Source organism: Streptomyces sp. SLBN-31 (genome assembly GCF_006715395.1).
In the GTDB taxonomy this organism is placed as follows: domain Bacteria; phylum Actinomycetota; class Actinomycetes; order Streptomycetales; family Streptomycetaceae; genus Streptomyces.
This window is the reverse complement of record NZ_VFNC01000001.1, coordinates 541,776-558,467: the sequence shown is the minus strand read 5'-3', so window position 1 is coordinate 558,467 and position 16,692 is coordinate 541,776. Positions and strand designations below refer to the sequence as shown.

Annotated in this window: 15 protein-coding genes; 2 read left to right on the top strand and 13 right to left on the bottom strand. The window is 70.8% G+C overall.

What is annotated here, in order from left to right:
• The first annotated feature begins 25 nt into the window (after positions 1–25).
• The gene (locus FBY22_RS02675) at positions 26–877 is read left to right on the top strand and encodes a transglutaminase-like domain-containing protein (protein ID WP_142142288.1); all 852 of its coding nucleotides are present in this window, start codon (positions 26–28) and stop codon (positions 875–877) included.
• 128 nt (positions 878–1,005) lie between these two features.
• Here FBY22_RS02675 and FBY22_RS02670 read toward each other — a convergent pair whose 3' ends face one another.
• The 8 genes from FBY22_RS02670 to FBY22_RS02630 form a co-directional block, all read right to left on the bottom strand.
• Positions 1,006–1,620 carry a DNA-binding response regulator gene (locus FBY22_RS02670; protein ID WP_142142287.1) on the bottom strand — a complete coding sequence of 205 codons (615 nt, stop codon included), beginning with the start codon at positions 1,618–1,620 and terminating at the stop codon, positions 1,006–1,008.
• Positions 1,617–2,807 carry a sensor histidine kinase gene (locus tag FBY22_RS02665; protein WP_142147305.1) on the bottom strand — a complete coding sequence of 397 codons (1,191 nt, stop codon included), beginning with the start codon at positions 2,805–2,807 and terminating at the stop codon, positions 1,617–1,619. The genes FBY22_RS02670 and FBY22_RS02665 overlap by 4 nt, the downstream gene beginning before the upstream one ends.
• A 5-nt stretch (positions 2,808–2,812) precedes the next feature.
• Positions 2,813–3,544: an ABC transporter permease gene (locus tag FBY22_RS02660; RefSeq protein ID WP_142142286.1), complete on the bottom strand. Its 732-nt coding sequence runs from the start codon at positions 3,542–3,544 to the stop codon at positions 2,813–2,815.
• Complete coding sequence (locus FBY22_RS02655) at positions 3,541–4,470, bottom strand: ABC transporter ATP-binding protein (protein ID WP_174267069.1); 930 nt, start codon at positions 4,468–4,470, stop codon at positions 3,541–3,543. Before FBY22_RS02655 ends, FBY22_RS02660 begins: the two co-directional genes overlap by 4 nt.
• Positions 4,471–4,595: 125 nt before the next feature.
• Entirely contained in the window at positions 4,596–6,956 is a 2,361-nt protein-coding gene (locus FBY22_RS02650) for a hypothetical protein (protein ID WP_174267068.1), read from the bottom strand.
• A gap of 154 nt (positions 6,957–7,110) precedes the next feature.
• On the bottom strand, positions 7,111–7,521 hold the full coding sequence (locus tag FBY22_RS02640; protein WP_142142282.1) for a DUF6113 family protein: 411 nt from the start codon (positions 7,519–7,521) through the stop codon (positions 7,111–7,113).
• Positions 7,518–8,384: an N-acetyl-1-D-myo-inositol-2-amino-2-deoxy-alpha-D-glucopyranoside deacetylase gene (gene mshB, locus FBY22_RS02635; protein ID WP_142142281.1), complete on the bottom strand. Its 867-nt coding sequence runs from the start codon at positions 8,382–8,384 to the stop codon at positions 7,518–7,520. Before mshB ends, FBY22_RS02640 begins: the two co-directional genes overlap by 4 nt.
• Positions 8,385–8,403: 19 nt before the next feature.
• On the bottom strand, positions 8,404–8,598 hold the full coding sequence (locus FBY22_RS02630; RefSeq protein WP_142142280.1) for a hypothetical protein: 195 nt from the start codon (positions 8,596–8,598) through the stop codon (positions 8,404–8,406).
• A gap of 187 nt (positions 8,599–8,785) precedes the next feature.
• On the opposite strand from FBY22_RS02630, the gene FBY22_RS02625 reads away from it, so the two are divergent.
• The gene (locus tag FBY22_RS02625) at positions 8,786–10,927 is read left to right on the top strand and encodes a S9 family peptidase (RefSeq protein WP_142142279.1); all 2,142 of its coding nucleotides are present in this window, start codon (positions 8,786–8,788) and stop codon (positions 10,925–10,927) included.
• A gap of 110 nt (positions 10,928–11,037) precedes the next feature.
• On the opposite strand, the gene FBY22_RS02620 is transcribed toward FBY22_RS02625, so the two are convergent.
• From FBY22_RS02620 to FBY22_RS02600, 5 genes are read right to left on the bottom strand one after another with little or no spacing between them, the layout of a single operon-like run.
• On the bottom strand, positions 11,038–12,123 hold the full coding sequence (locus tag FBY22_RS02620) for an ABC transporter ATP-binding protein (RefSeq protein WP_142142278.1): 1,086 nt from the start codon (positions 12,121–12,123) through the stop codon (positions 11,038–11,040).
• The gene (locus tag FBY22_RS02615; protein ID WP_142142277.1) at positions 12,116–13,090 is read right to left on the bottom strand and encodes an ABC transporter ATP-binding protein; all 975 of its coding nucleotides are present in this window, start codon (positions 13,088–13,090) and stop codon (positions 12,116–12,118) included. Before FBY22_RS02615 ends, FBY22_RS02620 begins: the two co-directional genes overlap by 8 nt.
• Before the next feature lie 9 nt (positions 13,091–13,099).
• Positions 13,100–14,080: an ABC transporter permease gene (locus tag FBY22_RS02610; protein ID WP_142142276.1), complete on the bottom strand. Its 981-nt coding sequence runs from the start codon at positions 14,078–14,080 to the stop codon at positions 13,100–13,102.
• Positions 14,073–14,996, bottom strand: coding sequence for an ABC transporter permease (locus FBY22_RS02605; RefSeq protein ID WP_142142275.1), 924 nt, complete (start codon positions 14,994–14,996; stop codon positions 14,073–14,075). The genes FBY22_RS02610 and FBY22_RS02605 overlap by 8 nt, the downstream gene beginning before the upstream one ends.
• A 6-nt stretch (positions 14,997–15,002) precedes the next feature.
• The gene (locus tag FBY22_RS02600; RefSeq protein WP_142142274.1) at positions 15,003–16,640 is read right to left on the bottom strand and encodes an ABC transporter substrate-binding protein; all 1,638 of its coding nucleotides are present in this window, start codon (positions 16,638–16,640) and stop codon (positions 15,003–15,005) included.
• Positions 16,641–16,692 lie beyond the last annotated feature (52 nt).

Genomic DNA, 16,692 nt, shown 5'->3' with positions numbered 1-16,692 from the left:
CGCCGTGAGAGGGCACGAGCCTGCTATGCGTCCCCCCAATCCCCCGCCGCCCGAGCGGTCCGCGGAACTGCGGCGGCGGTTCGCCGAAGAGGCCCGGTCCGAGCGGCCCGACCTGTCCACGCTCTGCCTGCTGCTGGGTGCCGAGGCCGACGGGGCGCTCGACGAGACGGGCATGGACGCGGCACAGATGGAGCTGGACCGGCTGGCCGGGCAGCTGCCGTACCGGCCCGGCGGCCCCCTGTCGTGGGCGACGGCGCTGCGGCACCTGCTGGGCGAGAGGGAGGGTTTCCGCGGCTCCCCGGCCGACTACCAGCGCCTGGAGTCCTCACTGCTGCACGAGGTGCTGCTGCGGCGGCGCGGGCTGCCGATCCTGCTGTCGGTCGTGTGGCTGGAGGTCGCGCGGCGGGCCGGCGCGCCGGTGTACGGGGTGGCGCTGCCGGGGCACTTCGTGGTCGGTTTCGGTCCGCAGGAACAGCAGGTGCTCGCCGACCCGTTCGACGGCGGCCGGGTGCTGAGCGGCAGCGATGCCGAACTGCTGGTCGCCGGGGCCACGGGGGCGCCGCTGCATCCGTCGATGCTCACGCCCGCGGACCCGCTGGAGGTGATCCTGCGGATCCTGAACAACATCCGCGCCTGGGCCGCCGCCCGGCCGGAGCGGTCGGACGTGGCGCTGTGGGCGGTGGAGCTGTCGCTGTTGCTGCCCGCGCATCCGGCACGGTTGCGGTACGAGCGGGCGCAACTGCTCGTCCAACGGGGTGACTTCGTCGAGGGGGCCGTGGAGCTGGAGGAGTACGCGGAGTTGATCGGTGCGGTGGACGAGGGGGCGGCGGAGCGGGTGCGGGGGCAGGCCCGGTCGGCGCGGGCGATGCTCAACTGAGGTTGGCGTTCCGCCGTTCGCCGGTTCGCCGTCGGGGTTTCGGTGGCGGCGCGAGTGCGGGTGAGTCGTGGCTTGTCGCGCCCACGCGGCGGAGCCGCATATCGAAACAGCCCCGCGCCCCTAGGGTGTTACAGCCAGCCCTTCTCTCTCGCTATCCGTACCGCCTCCGCCCTGTTGCGGACCGCCAGTTTCTGGATCGCCGTGGAGAGGTAGTTGCGGACCGTGCCCTGCGAGAGGTGCAGGGTCGCGGCCAGTTCCGCGTTCGTCGAGCCGTCGGCCGCCGCGCGCAGCACCTCGCGCTCGCGGTCGGTCAGCGGGTTGGCGCCCTCCGCCAGGGCCGCCGCCGCCAGCGTCGGATCGATGACCCGCTCCCCCGCGAGCACCTTCCGTACCGCCTGCGCCAGTTGGGCGGCGGGAGCGTCCTTCACCAGGAAGGCGTCGGCGCCCGCTTCCATGGCGGTGCGCAGATAGCCGGGGCGGCCGAAGGTGGTGAGGACCACCAGCTTGACCGCCGGAAGTGCCTTGTGGACCTGGGCCGCCGCCTCGATGCCCGTGCAGCCCGGCATCTCGATGTCGAGGAGGGCCACGTCCACCTCGTGCTCGCGCACCGCGGCCAGCACCTCGTCGCCGCGCGCCACTTGGGCGACGACCTCGATGTCGGCCTCCAGGCCGAGCAGGGCGGCCAGGGCCTCGCGGACCATCGACTGGTCCTCGGCGAGCAGCACCTTGATCGTAGGGCTCATGCACCGGATCCTACGGCCGGTGCGGCCCCCAGGGGGACGCGGGCGACCAGCCGGAAGCCCTTCCTGACGCGGGCCGCCTCCAGGGTGCCGCCGACCTTCTCCAGCCGCTCGCTCAGGCCTGTCAGCCCGTTGCCGGGGCCCTTGCCGGAGCCGCCCGAGCCGTTGTCCTCCACGGAGAGTTCGAGCACCGCGCCGTCCAGTGTCTGGCGGCGCAGCAGCTCCACCGTGCAGCGCGCGGCGCCGCTGTGCCGTACGACGTTGGTGACCGCCTCGCGCAGCGCCCAGGCGAGGGCGGACTCGCTCTCCTCCGGGACGTCCGTGAGGTCTGGCTCGGCGGGTACCTCGGCGATGACACCGGCCGCCTTCAGGGCGACCTGAGCGCCGGCGAGTTCGTCGGTCAGGCGGGTGCGCCGGTAGCCGGAGACGGCCGCCCTGACGTCGACGAGGGCCTGCCTGCTGACCTGTTCGATGTCGGCGACCTGCTGGGCCGCCTTGTCGGGGTGGTCGGGGAGCATCCGGCCGGCGAGTTCGCTCTTCAGCGTGATCAGGGAGAGCGAGTGGCCGAGGAGGTCGTGCAGGTCGCGGGCGAGCCGCAGCCGCTCCTCGTTGGCGGCCAGCTGGGCCACCGTCGCGCGTGCCTTGCGCAACTCGATCGTCGTGCGCACCAGTTGCTTGACGCCCATCATCGCGAAGCCGAGCAGCAGCACGACCAGGACCAGGCTCCAGTCGTCCTCGCCGACGCGCAGTCCGACCAGGATCATCGCCAGGGTGTTCGCCCCGACCGCCCAGTACGCGATCCGCTGCGGCAGGGTCGCGCCGCAGGTGACGGAGACGTACACGAACAGCCCGATCCAGTTGCCGCCGAGGGTGAGGGTCAGGGCCACGGCGAGCGCGCCGAGCAGGACGACGAACGCCCCCACGGCCCCGCCGGAGAACGGCCGGCCCATGTTCCGGAAGACCAGGGTCAAGTAGATGCCGGTGAAGCAGGCCAGGGCCACCCAGCCCGCCGCGGTCGCGGCGGGGGTGTGGTGGCCGGAGTTCAGGTCCTGCACCGGCGAACCGAGGAAGATCAGCCAGGGCAGGATCCAGACGATCTTGCGCATCGCCTCGGCCCGGTTGCGGGGCGGCTGCCCCACCCGGATCGCGTTCTCGGCCCGGAGTTCCTCGGGCAGCCCGTCGTCCGTCATCGTGCTCACGCCTTCAGCGTGTCCTTCCGGTACAGCCAGGCCGCGCCGCCCGCGAAGAGTAGGAAGAAGGCGACGAGGATGGCGATGTCCTGGGCGTGGGGGGCCCGGCTCTGTTCGATGGCCCGTCCGAGGGCAGCGTACGCGTGCGTGGGCAGCCACTTGGCGATGTCCTGCAGCCAGTCCGGGAACGTGGACGAGGGCATCCACAGCCCGCCGAGGATCGACAGTCCGAAGTAGACGATCATCGTGATCGGGCGGACCGCGTCCCCGGAGGCGAGGTAGCCGATGGCGACGCCGAGCGCGGCGAAGACCAGGCTGCCGGCCCAGATGGCGCCGGTGAGGGCGAACCACTGCCAGGCGTCCAGCCGTACGTCCTTCACGGCGGCGGCGACCAGGAAGACGACCACGATCGACGGCAGGCTGATCACTGCGGCGCCGGCGGTCTTGGCGAGGACGTATCCGCGCCCGGGCAGCGTGGTCAGCCGCAGCTGCCGTACCCAGCCGCCCTCCCGTTCCTTGGCGATGCGTTCGCTGTTGCCCATCAGGACGGCGGTCAGGGCGCCGAAGGAGGCCATGGAGACCATGACGTACTTCGCGACGCTCAGCCCGGAGCCGTCGACGTTCCCGGTCTGGTTGGAGACGAGGAGGAAGATCACCGAGGGGTAGATCACCGAGAAGAACAGGAACTTGCGGTTGCGCAGGGCGCGGGTGAGTTCCAGCTTGATGAGACTGTTCACGACTGCTTGGCCTCCTCGGCCGCGGTGATGGCGACGAAGGCCTGCTCCAGGCCGAGGCCGGCGACTTCGAGGTTGCGGGGGTAGAGGCCGAGGCCGTAGAGGGCGTGCACGGTCGCGTCGGCGTCGGCGGACTGGATGCGGACGGTCTGGCCGGAGACGTCCAGGGAAGTCAGGAAGGGCAGCTCGCGCAGGGGCGCCTCGTCGATGGGGCCCTCCAGGTCGAACGACACCCTGCGCGCCCCGGCCTTCGCCTTGATCTCGGCCGCGGTGCCGTCCGCGAGGAGCCGTCCCCGGTGCAGGACGAGCACGCGGTCGGCGATCGCGTCCGCCTCCTCCAGGTAGTGGGTCGCGAACAGCACGGTCCGCCCCTGGTCGGCCTGCTCGCGCATGGTTGCCCAGAAGGCCTGGCGGGCGGAGACGTCCATGCCGGTGGTCGGCTCGTCCAGGACGATCAGGTCGCTGTCTCCGGCGGCGGCGAGGGCGAAACGGACGCGCTGGGCCTGGCCGCCGGAGAGCTTGTTGACCTTGCGGTCGGCGATCTGGGTGATGCCGGCGCGGGCGAGGACGTCGGCCGGCTTGTAGGGCCTGGGGTGCAGGTCGCAGCCGAGCCGGACCAGTTCGGCGACCGTCACCTCGTCCATCAGCCCGCCGCTCTGCAGCATGGCGCCCACGCGTCCGGCGACGATGGCCTCGCGCGGGCTGGTGCCGAAGACCCGCACCGATCCGCTGTCGGCGTTCTTCAGGCCGAGCAGCAGGTCGAGGGTGGTCGACTTGCCGGCCCCGTTCGGGCCGAGCAGGGCCACCGTCTCCCCGGGGTGCAGTGCGAGGGTCAGCCCGTCGACGGCCCGTACGGTCCCGTAGGTCTTGCTCACCTGGTCGAAGCCGACCACCGGGGTGCCGGTGGCGGCTTTCGCTGTCGTCGTCATGTGATCCATCGTGGCCGCGACGGCCCGGGCCCCGGCAGTGTCGGCGGTCCTGACTGCCGGATGACAGATGTCATACGACGAAGGGGCACCCGGCGTGTGCCGGGTGCCCCTTCGCGGGCCTGAGGTCAGGGGTTGGTCTGGATGACCCCGACCCGGTTGGTCTTGCTCAGCAGGGCCTGGCGCAGGGCGACGTAGACGTCCTGCGGGGTGACGGCCGTCTTCTTGCCGGTGCCGCGGGTGATCAGTACGCCGTCGAACTGACCGCCGTAGAGCTGCTTGAGCGCGTTGAGGTCGGGCTTGTCGACGAGCTTGCCGTTGACGGCCTCGACCCTGAGGAACTTCCACAGGGAGTTCTGCGGGCTCAGCGGCAGCGTGACGCCCGTGTCGGTCTTGACCGAGACGAGCCCCGACATCGCCGGCTTCGCGAAGGCCTTCATCTCGCGGTCGACCTCGGCGTTGGAGATCGTCGGCTGCTTGGTCGTGGTGACGACCGCGACGGGGTCGGTGGAGTCGGTCTCGACCTGGTTGCGGTACGCCTCCACGACGGCCTGCGCGGACTTGGCGGCGTCGATGCCCTTGCCCGCCTTGCCGTAGACGGCGACGGCCTTGCCGGACTCGAACTTGATCGTGCCCTCGGTCATCGAGCCGGAGCCGCCGGCCACGGACTGCAGGGCGGCGTTCAGCTTCTCCTCGTCGACCGGCATGACCGGGTCGACGACCCGGTGGTTGCCGAAGAGGGAGCCGATGACGGAGACCGGGTTGTAGTCGGCCTGCGCGGCGTTCGCGACCGTGGACTGCTCGTCGAACTGCAGGCCCGCCTGGTCCGGCTTGAGGGCGACGGTCTTGCCGCCGACGTTCAGCTTCAGCGGCTTGTCGACCCGGTCGCCGAAGGCGGCGTCGAGCTTCTTGACGGCCTCGTCGCGGGTGCCGCCGCCGATGTCGACGCCCAGCACGGTGGTGCCCTTGGGGACGTCGGAGTGGTTCATCAGCAGCCCGGCACCGTACGCGCCGACGCCGACGACGACCGCCACACCGGCGAGGAGGACCAGCTTGTTGCGCCCCTTCTTCTTCGGGGCGGAGGTCCCGGACGCCTTCTGCTTCTGCGCTTTCGGCTCGGGCAGCTTCGGGGGCGTGTGCGGCCCAGAGCCCTCGGGACGCTCGCTCTGGCCGAACGGCGAGCCGGCGCCCGGCGGCACGACCGGGATGCCGCTGGTGACGGTCTGCCCGGAGATGTTGTCGGGAGCCGGGTAGCCCTGCGGACCGGGCTCGGGGGCCGGCTTCTGCGGGGTCAGGATCGCGGTGTCGTCACTGAGGCCGCCGCCGGGACCGAGGCCGGCGCCCTGGGGGCCGACGCCGATGCCGGAGCCAGGACCGAGGGGGCCGTTGCCGGAGCCCGGGCCGAAGGGGCCCGCGCCGGTGTCGGCGCCCGGACCGAGGGGGCCGGGGCGATGGCCGGCGCCGGGGCCCAGCGGTCCGGTGCCCGTGCCGGGGCCGGACGGGCCCGCGAAGCCGGAGGGGCCGGCACTGATGGGCGGCACGTTCGGGCCGTCGCCGGTCACTGGGCCGCCGGTCGGTCCCGCGGGGCCCTGGGCACCGCCCTGGCCGCCCTGGGCGTCGAAGCCGTCGGCGCCGCCCTGGCCGCCGTAACCAGCCTGACCGTTCTGGCCGTTGTGCCCGTTCTGTCCGCCGCGGTCGCCCTCGGCGAAGTACGGCAGCTCGTCACGGCGCGGCTCGCCGCCGGTGCGGGCGCCGTTGCCGCCGAGCGGTCCGGCGGCCAGTGCCTCGGTCACGTCGAAGGAGCCGGTGCCGCCGCCGTGCCCGGGAGCCACGGGTCCGCCGGTCGCGCCGGGGAGTCCGGCGCCGTTCGTCCCGCCGGGCCGTGCACCCGGGCCGCCGGGCCGGGAGCCGCCGGGCACGCTCATGGAGCCGACCACACCGCCGGGGCGGCCGCCGCTCTGCCGCGGACCACCGGAAGGCGCGGGACCGTTCGGTCGCGCACCGGCCGCGGGAGCGCCCGCGGCGCCGGGCAGGGCCGGAGGCGAACCGCCCGGCAGACCCGCGCCGTTGGTGGCGCCGGCGCCCTGACCGCCCTTGGCCGGACCGGACTTGCGTGGCGCGAACCAGTCGCTCGTCTTGTCGTCGGCGGGCCCGGCCGGCTCGGCGGGGGCCTCGACGACGCCCATGGTCTGGGTCGTCCCCGACGTGGGGAGCTCGGTCTCGCCGGTCTCCTCGGAGCCGCCCTCGGCCTCTGCCACGGGCGTGCGCACGACGACCGGCGGGATGGGCCGCGACCCGGGGATGTTGATCCGGATCCGGGTCGTCAGCGTGGTCTCGGTCTTGCGCTCCTCCGGCCGCTCGGCCGAACGGGCCGCGTCCGCACCGGCATCGGAAGCCGTGGGGGTGCCGTACGGGGGCGTCCCCGACGGGTATGCGGCTCCGCCGCGCCCGTTGGGCCCGGAGGACGGAGTGTCAGTTTCACGACTCAAGGCAGGTTCTCCCGGTTGGCTCCACCGCCCGACACGACCTCACGGGCAGCTCGGCGGCGCGCACCACCATACTGGCCACTTCTGGCCCGTATCCCACGACCGCCGGGGAAACCCACACGGGACTCCCACGCATGGTTAATGGCGAAGTGGTACGTCACTTGCCAAGTCGGACGTCACCGCCACCCGGTTGCCACCCCCGCCCGATGGTGGCGCAGATCACAGCAACGGCCATGCCACCGAGGAGGAAGAGGTACGAGCCGCCTCCCGCGCCGAAAAGGAAGTCGCCCTCGGGCCGACTGGCCGTGAGCAGGATGACGGCGACGATCCAGCCGGCGGCCGGCGCGACGGCCCCGCCCCGGCCGCGGACGGCCCATCCGCCGCCGAGGCAGAGCCCTGCCTCGCCGGCGAGCGCGAGCAACAGCCCGCCGGGGAACCAGCCGCCCTGCACGAGCGAACCGGCCGCCCCGACGACCGCGCCGAGCAGGAAGAGGCCGAGGTACAGCAGGACCCGCCCCACGGACGGGGGCCGCAGGGGCTGGGCGAGCGCGGAGCCCCGGTCGTTCATGACTCCTCCTTGCCGGGGCCCAGTCCGGCGAACAGGTCGTTCTCCCAATGCGCCGCGGCCTTCCCGCGCACCAGCTCGTAGTACTCGGTGGTGAAGAGGGGTTGCGCGAGCTCGTTGGAGAGGGCGAAGTACGGCGGGGCGACGTCGATCTGCGTGACGTGCGCGCGCATCGCGGCGGCCTTCGCGACCGCGTACGCGGTGCCGTCGATCTCCGCGGTGACACGGTCGTCGGCCACCACGCCCGGTACGTCGTCGACGGCGGCGGCCTTGGAGAAGGGCGTACCGGACAACTCGCCCGCGAGCCGGGCGAAGGCCTCCTCGGCGACCGACCGGGGCACCCGGTTCCAGTACACCTTGGGGATGTCCCAGCCCTGCGCGGCGGCCAGTTCGGTGGCGCGCATGGCGACACGGTGGGTCTGGATGTGATCGGGGTGGCCGTAGCCGCCGTTCTCGTCGTAGGTGACGAGGACCTGGGGGCGCACCTCCAGGATCACCTCGGCGAGCAGCGCGGCGGCCTCGTCGACGTCGGCCTGCCAGAAGCAGGCGGGGTCGTCGTTGTCGGCGATGCCCATCATTCCCGAGTCGCCGTAGCGGCCCGGGCCGCCCAGCAGACGGAAGTCCTCGACGCCCAGCTCGCCCATGGCCGCGGTCAGCTCGGCCAGCCGGTGCTCGCCCAGGGCCGCGCCGGTGAGGTGGCGCAGCTCGGGCGGGATGACCTCGCCGCGCTCGCCGAGCGTGCAGGTGACCAGGGTCACCCGGGCACCCTCGGCCGCGTACCTGGCCATGGTCGCGCCGTTGTTGATCGACTCGTCGTCCGGGTGCGCGTGCACCAGGAGGAGGCGCCGGGCGGGGGATTCCGTCATGGCCCCCACCCTACGCATGTCAGAACTTGATGCTGCCGATCATGCTGGCGATGTTCGTCGTCAGATCGTTGATCGTGGGTGCGACGGTCGATGAGGCGAGATAGAACCCCAGCAGGATGCAGACGAGCGCATGCCCGCCCTTGAGTCCGGACTTCTTGACCAACAGGAAGACGACGATCGCCAGCAGCACCACCGCCGAAATCGAGAGTGCCACGGCGGCTCACCTCCAAAGATCCCAAGTACACGGGGGTCGGACCAAGGGGCAACGCATTCCTCGCAGATAAATCCACAAGGACCAGCAGGTTCATACCCACTATGCGCTAGTGATCATAACTATCCGGGCCTGCGCATCGATCGGCGCACGGCCGCACAAGGGGGCGCATGGCCAATATGGTCGGTCCATGACGACGAGGTCCGACTCCTTCCCCCGCCGGCACGCGCGCACCCAGCGTTTCACCCTCGGCGCGCCGCGGGCTTTCACGGTGGCGCCCGACGGCGCCCGTGTCGTGTTCCTGCGCTCCACCTCCGGTACGGACAGGGCGAGTTCCCTGTGGGTGCTGGACGGGTCGGGGGGCGGGGAGCGCGTCGCGGCCGATCCGCGCGCCCTGCTCGGAGGAGATCACGAGAAGCTGTCCGCCGAGGAGCGGGCACGCCGCGAGCGCAGCCGCGAGAGCGGTGCGGGCATCGTCGGCTATGCCACCGACGCGGCCGTGGAGTTGGCCTCTTTCGCGTTGTCAGGGCGGCTTTTCACGGCCGAGCTGAGGGCCGGCACCGCACGTGAACTGCCCGCGCCAGGACCGGTGATCGACCCGCGCCCCTCCCCCGACGGCCGGTTCGTCGCGTACGTCGCCCGGGGCGCCCTGCGGGTCGTGGGCGCCGAGGGCGAGGGCGGACGGGCGCTCGCGGAGCCGGAGTCGGAGAACGTCACCTACGGTCTCGCCGAGTTCGTCGCGGCCGAGGAGATGGGCCGTTCGCGGGGCTTCTGGTGGTCGCCGGAGTCGGACCGGCTGCTGGTGGCGCGCGTGGACGACACGCCGGTGCGGCGCTGGTGGATCTCCGACCCCGCCCATCCGGAACGTGATCCACAGCACGTCCCCTATCCGGCGGCGGGCACCGACAACGCGGACGTACGGCTGTTCGTGATCGGCCTGGACGGGTCGCGCACGGAGGTCGTCTGGGACTGGGCGCGCTATCCGTACCTGGCGCATGTCCACTGGTCAGAGGCGGGGGCACCCCTGCTGCTCGTACAGGCGCGCGACCAGCGGAGTCAGCTCTACCTGGCCGTGGACCCGGGCACCGGGGCGACCCGGCTGGTGCACGCGGACGAAGATCCAGTTTGGCTGGATCTTTTCCCCGGGGTGCCCTGCTGGAGTCCCTCGGGGCAGCTCGTGCGGATCGCCGACGAGGGCGGCGCGCGCGTGCTCGCGGTGGGTGAACGCCCGCTGACGGGACCGCAGTTGCACGTCCGGGCGGTCCTGGACGTAACGGCCGAGGACGTGCTGGTCTCGGCCTCGGCCGGCGCGGAGGCCCCCGAGGGCGCCGCCGAGGTCGGCGAGGTGCACGTCTATCGCGTCAACGAACTCGGTGTGGAGCGCCTTTCGCAGGAACCCGGCGTGCACTCCGCGGTGCGCGCCGGGGGCGTGACCGTGCTGGCGTCGTCCGCACTGGACCGGCCGGGCGCCCGCGTGCGGGTGCTGCGCGGCGACAAGCACATGGCGACGATCACCTCGTACGCGGAAGATCCCGGTATGTCCCCGCGCGTGAGGCTCACCGAGGGGGGCGCACGGCGCATCCCGTGCGCCGTCCTGCTCCCCCGTGATCACGACGGTGAGACCCCCCTGCCGGTCCTCATGGATCCGTACGGCGGTCCGCACGGACCCCGCGTGGTCGCCGCGCACAACGCCCATCTCACCTCGCAGTGGTTCGCCGACCAGGGCTTCGCGGTGGTCGTCGCCGACGGGCGGGGCACCCCGGGCCGCTCCCCCGCCTGGGAGAAGGCCGTCCACGGCGACTTCACCGTCTCCCTGGACGACCAGGTGGAGGCACTGCAGGCCCTCGCGAAGACCTTCCCGCTGGACCTTTCCCGGGTGGCCGTCCGCGGCTGGTCCTTCGGCGGCTGGCTGGCGGGCCTGTCGGTGCTGCGCCGGCCGGACGTCTTCCACGCGGGCATCGCCGGCGCCCCGGTCACCGACTGGCGGCTGTACGACACGCACTACACGGAGCGGTACCTGGGCGACCCGGCGGCGAGCCCGGAGGCGTACGCGAACAGCTCGCTGGTCACCGACGACGGCCTGTCGGCGCCCGCCGAACCGCACCGCCCGCTGATGATCGTCCACGGCCTGGCGGACGACAACGTGGTCGTCGCGCACGCCCTGCGCCTGTCCTCCGCACTGCTGGCCGCGGGCCGTCCGCACGAGGTGCTGCCGCTGTCCGGCGTGACGCACATGACCCCGCAGGAACAGGTCGCGGAGAACCTGCTGCTGCTCCAGGTCGACTTCCTCAAGCGGTCACTGGGGCTTGCGCATCCGCACAAATCCGCATGAACCGCGTTAACACACAGGCAACTTGGCCGACCCGGTCCCGATATACGGACGCGCCACTCTGAAGAACGTACGGCCGTGCGGGTGCCGTGAACGGACCGGGGTGCGCCATGTCACCCCGGTCCGTTGCTTTGCGCCTCCTCGGGCGGGACCACCTGCCCCGGCGCGGAGCGCCTCATCGTCAGCGTCTCGGCGAAGTGACAGGCGGAGGCGTGGGCGGCCGGGCCGCCCGTGTGCCTGAACTCCGCCGGCACCGCCAGCGCCGGCACCTCCAGCCCGCACCGCTCCCGCGCCTTCCAGCAGCGGGTGCGGAAGCGGCAGCCGGAAGGGATGTTCGTCGGGGAGGGGACGTCGCCGGTGAGGATGATGCGCTCCCGGTGTTCGCGCGCCTCCGGGTCGGGCACGGGGACGGCGGAGAGCAGCGCCTGGGTGTACGGGTGCGTGGGGTGGTCGTAGATCTCCTCGTCCCTGCCGATCTCCACGATCCGCCCGAGGTACATCACGCCCACCCGGTCGGAGATGTGCCGGACGATCGACAGGTCGTGCGCGATGAAGACGTAACTGAGCTCGAACTCGCTCTGCAGCCGGTCGAGGAGGTTGACCACCTGGGCCTGCACGGAGACGTCGAGCGCGGAGACCGGCTCGTCGGCGACGATGACCTCCGGGCGCAGCGCCAGCCCGCGCGCGATGCCGATGCGCTGGCGCTGGCCGCCGGAGAACTGGTGCGGATAGCGGTTGATGTACTCGGGGTTGAGGCCGACGACGTCGAGCAGCTCCTGGACCTTCTTGCGCCGGTCGCCCTTGGGGGCCACCTCGGGGTGGATCTCGTACGGCTCGCCGATGATGTCGCCCACCGTCATACGGGGGTTGAGCGAGGTGTAGGGGTCCTGGAACACCATCTGGATGTTGCGGCGGACGGACTTCAGGGCCCTGGCGGACAGCTTGCCGATGTCCTCGCCCTTGTACCTGATCAGTCCCTGGGTCGGCCGCTCGAGGTTGACGAGCATCTTGGCGACGGTCGACTTGCCGCAGCCGGACTCCCCGACGATGCCGAGGGTCTCGCCCTTGTGGAGCGTGAAGTCCACGCCGTCGACCGCCTTGACGGCACCGACCTGTTTCCTGATCACGATGCCCCGGGTCAACGGATAGTGCTTGACCAGTCCGCTCACTTCGAGGATCGGCTCGGCCCGTTCAGCCATCGAGGCACTCCCTCCAGAAGTGGCAGGCACTGCCCCGGTCCTCGTCGACCTCGAACAGCGGCGGCTCGTCGGTGCGGCACACGTCCTGGGCCATCGGGCAGCGCGGGTTGAAGGCGCAACCCGGCGGGATGTGCATCAGGTTGGGCGGCAGACCCTTGATCGCGTACAGCTCCTGGCCCTTCTGGTCCAGACGCGGGATGGAGTCGAGGAGTCCGCGCGTGTAGGGATGGGCGGGAGCCTTGTAGATGTCGTGCACCGGCGCCGACTCGACGATCCGGCCCGCGTACATCACGGCGATCTTGTCCGCGACGTCGGCGACCACGCCGAGGTCGTGGGTGATGAGAATCAGCCCCATGTTGTACTCGCGCTGCAGATCCGCGAGCAGGTCCATGACCTGGGCCTGGACGGTGACGTCGAGGGCGGTGGTGGGCTCGTCGGCGATGATGAGAGCCGGCTCCAGGGCCAGCGCCATGGCGATCATGATGCGCTGGCGCATACCGCCGGAGAACTGGTGCGGATAGTCCCCGACCCGGGCCGCCGCGGCCGGGATGCGGACCCGGTCCATCAGCTCGACGGCCTGGGCGCGCGCGTCCTTCCTGGACATCCCGCGGTGCACGACGAACATCTCGCCGAGCTGGTCGCCCACGGTCAGAACGGGGTTCAGGGACGACAGGGCGTCCTGGAAGATCATCGCCATCTCGGCGCCGCGGACCTTCCTGCGCTCCTCCTCCTTGAGCCTCAGCAGGTCCCGGCCCTGGAAGAGGATCTCGCCGCCGGTGATCCTCCCGGGCGGGATGTCGAGGATGCCCATCACGGCCTGCGCGGTGACCGACTTGCCGGACCCGGACTCCCCGAGCACGGCGAGCGTCTGACCCGCGTCCACGCTGTAGTCGACCCCGTTGACGGCCTTGGCGACCCCGTCCCGGGTCCGGAACTCCACGTGCAGGTCACGCACTTCGAGCAGCATGACGACGGCTCACCTCAGCTTCGGGTCGAGGGCGTCGCGGACCGCGTCGCCGAGCATGATGAAGGCGAGGACGGTGATGGCGAGGGCGCCGGCCGGCCACAGGAGCATGTGCGGGGCGTTGCGGATGTAGGGGGAGGCGGCGGAGATGTCGATGCCCCAGCTGACGTTCGGGGGTTTCAGGCCGACGCCGAGGAAGGACAGGGTGGCTTCCAGGGCGATGTAGGTGCCGAGCGCGATGGTGACGACGACGATCACCGGGGCGACCGCGTTGGGCGCGATGTGCCTGAGCAGGATGCGGGAGTTGGAGGCGCCCAGGGAGCGGGCGGCGTGGACGTAGTCGTTCTGCTTGGCGGTGATGACGGAGCCGCGGCCGATGCGGGCGATCTGTGGCCAGCCCAGCAGCACGATGAAACCGACGACCGGCCACACGGTGTTGCTGGTCACCACCGACAGCAGGACCAGGCCGCCCAGCACGACCGGGATCGCGAAGAAGATGTCGGTGACGCGGGAGAGGAACGAGTCCCACGCGCCGCCGAAGTAGCCCGCGAGGCCGCCGAGTGCCGAGCCGAGGATCGCGACCCCGAGCGTGGCGCAGACGCCGACCGTGACGGACGTACGGGTGCCGTAGACGGTGCGTGTGTAGACGTCGCAGCCCTGGCCGTCGAAGCCGAAGGGGTGGCCGGACTGGGAGCCCTGCTGGGCCTTGGCCAGGTCGCACTTGAGGGGGCTCATCCAGGTGATGGCCGAGGGCCACAGCGAGATGAAGACCAGGAAGAGGATGGCGACACCCGCGATGATGAAGACGGGGTTGCGGCGCAGGTCGCGCCAGGCGTCGGACCACAGCGAGCGGGGTTTGCCGGCCGGGCCGGTGCCATCCGGTCCGCCCGGCGTCTTCTCGAGCGTCGTCGCCTCGCTCGCCGCGAGGTCCATCGCGCCGCCCATTCCGGTGCCGGCGATGGCGCCCTCCTGTTCGTACGGCTGCTCAGGCATAGCGGATCCTCGGGTCGAGTACGGCGTACAGCAGGTCGACGAGCAGGTTGGCGACCAGGAAGACGAGGACGAGGACGGTCACGAAGCCGACGACGGTCTGCGTGTTCTGCCGGAGGATGCCCTGGTAGAGCTGGTAGCCGACGCCGTGGATGTTGAAGATCCGCTCGGTGACGATGGCGCCGCCCATCAGGGCGCCGATGTCGGTGCCGATGAAGGTGACCACGGGGATCAGGGAGTTGCGCAGCAGGTGCCGGACGATCACCCGCTGCCGGGGCAGGCCCTTGGCGACGGCGGTGCGGACGTAGTCGGAGCGGCGGTTCTCCGCGATGGAGGTGCGGGTCAGCCGGGTGACGTAGGCGAGGGAGACCGAGGCGAGTACCAGGCCCGGCACGATCAGCTCGCTGAAGGTGGCCTCCGGGGAGACCGAGGGTTTGATCCAGCCCCACTCGACGCCGAGCAGCAGTTGCAGCAGCAGGCCGGTGACGAAGGTGGGGACGGAGATGACGACGAGGGTGAGCAGGAGGACGGAGGTGTCGACGGGGCGGCCCCGCTTCAGGCCCGTGATGACGCCCAGCGTGACGCCGATGACGATCTCGAAGAGGATCGCGACGATCGTCAGCCGGATGGTGACGGGGAACGCCGTCGCCATCAGCTCGGTGACCTTCTGCCCGTTGAAGGCGGTGCCGAAGTCACCGGTGAAGACGTTCCCCATGTAGGTCAGGTATTGCTGCCACACGGGCTTGTCGAGCCCGAACTCCTTCTTCAGCTGGGCGGCCGTGGCCGGGTCGCACTGCCGCTCGCCGCACAGGCCCGCGATGGGGTCGCCCATCACGTTCACCATCAGGAAGATCAGCAGCGTGGCCCCGATGAACACCGGGATCATCTGGAGCAGACGCCGGAGCACGTACCTGCCCATGCGGGCTCAGCCGACCTTGATCTCGTCGTACACCGGGACGCTGAACGGGTTGAGGGCCACGTTCGAGAGGCGGTCGGACCAGCCGGCGCTGCCGTTCTGGTACCACAGCGGGATGGCGGCCATGTTGTCGCGGACGACCTTCTCGGCGTTCTGGAAGATGCCGATCGCCTTGGCGGTGTCGGTCTCGGCGTTGGCCTGGTTCACGAGCTTGTCGAAGTCCTTGTTGGACCACTGGCCGTCGTTGGAGGAGGCGTTGGTGTAGTAGAGCGGCTGCAGGAAGTTCTGGATGAGCGGGTAGTCCATCTGCCAGCCGGTGCGGAACGGCCCGGTCATCTTGTGCTGGCCGATCTGGTTGCGGAAGTCCGCGAAGGTGCCGAACGGGTTGCCGACGCAGGCCTTGTCCTTGCCGAGGGCGTTGTTGATGGAGTTGCACACGGCGTCCACCCACTCCTTGTGCGAGCCCGTGTCCGCGTTGTACGTGATCTTGACCTGGCCGCCGGGCAGGCCGCCGCCCTCCTGGACGAGCTTCTTGGCCTCGCTCGGGTTGTAGGTGCAGCCGTCTCCGCACAGCCCGTCCTGGAAGCCGCCCTTGGTGCCGAGTACGGGCGAGGTCCAGTCGGTGGCGGGTGTGCGGGTCTTCTGGAAGATCGTCTCGGTGATCTGCTTGCGGTTGATCGCCATGGACAGGCCCTTGCGGACCTTCACCGAGCCGCTGGTGTTCCAGTTCTTGTCGTGGTACGGGAACGCGAGCGTCTGGATGATGCCGGCGGGTGTGTTGAGGTAGCGGTCGCCGAGGTCGTTCTTGACGTTCTTGAGCTGGGCGGCGGGGATGTCGTCGACGAGGTCGAGGTTGCCGGCCATCAGATCGGTGTAGGCGGTGTTGTTGTCGGTGTAGACCTTGAGGTCGACGCCGCCGTTCTGCGCCTTGTCGCTGCCGGGGTAGGTGTCCCACTTGCGCAGCGACATCATCGAGCCCTTGGTGTACGACTGCACGGTGTACGGGCCGTTGCCGACCGGCTTCTTGATCCAGTTGGCGTGGTCGGTGAAGAACGCCTGCGGCAGCGGGGAGTAGGCCGCGTAGCCGAGGGTGTCGGGGAAGGTCGAGAACTTCTGGGTGAGCTTGACGGTGAAGGTGCGGTCGCCGGTGACCTTGAGACCGGAGAGGGTGTCCGCGGTCTGCTTGCCGGTGTCCGGGTGCGTCTTGTCGTAGCCCTCGATGTATCCGAAGAAGTACGCGTTCTTCTGGTTGTTCTTCAGGCTGGCGCCGTAGTTCCACGCGTCGACGAAGGACTTGGCGTTGACGGCCTCACCGTTGCTGAACTTCCAGCCGCTCTTGACGGTGACAGTGAAGTTCTGTGAGTCCGTGGTGTCGATCTTCTCGGCGAGCATGTCCTTGGCGGCGCCCGTCCTGGGGTCGTACCGCTTCAGCCCGCGGAAGATCATGTCCAGGACCTTGCCGCCCTGCACCTCGTTGGTGTTGGCCGGTTCCAACGGGTTCTGCGGATCGCCCCAGGACGAGCTGAGCACCCCACCGCCGGACCCGCTCCCGCTCCCGCTGTCGCTCCCACCGCCTCCGCAGGCAGTCGCGGCGAGCGCGACCGCCGTCGCGCATGCGGCCCACTTGGCGTGCGTGGCTCCGCGCATGGAGTGCCTCCTCAGGAATGCCGGTCCGTTACCGGTCAATATGTGATCAACA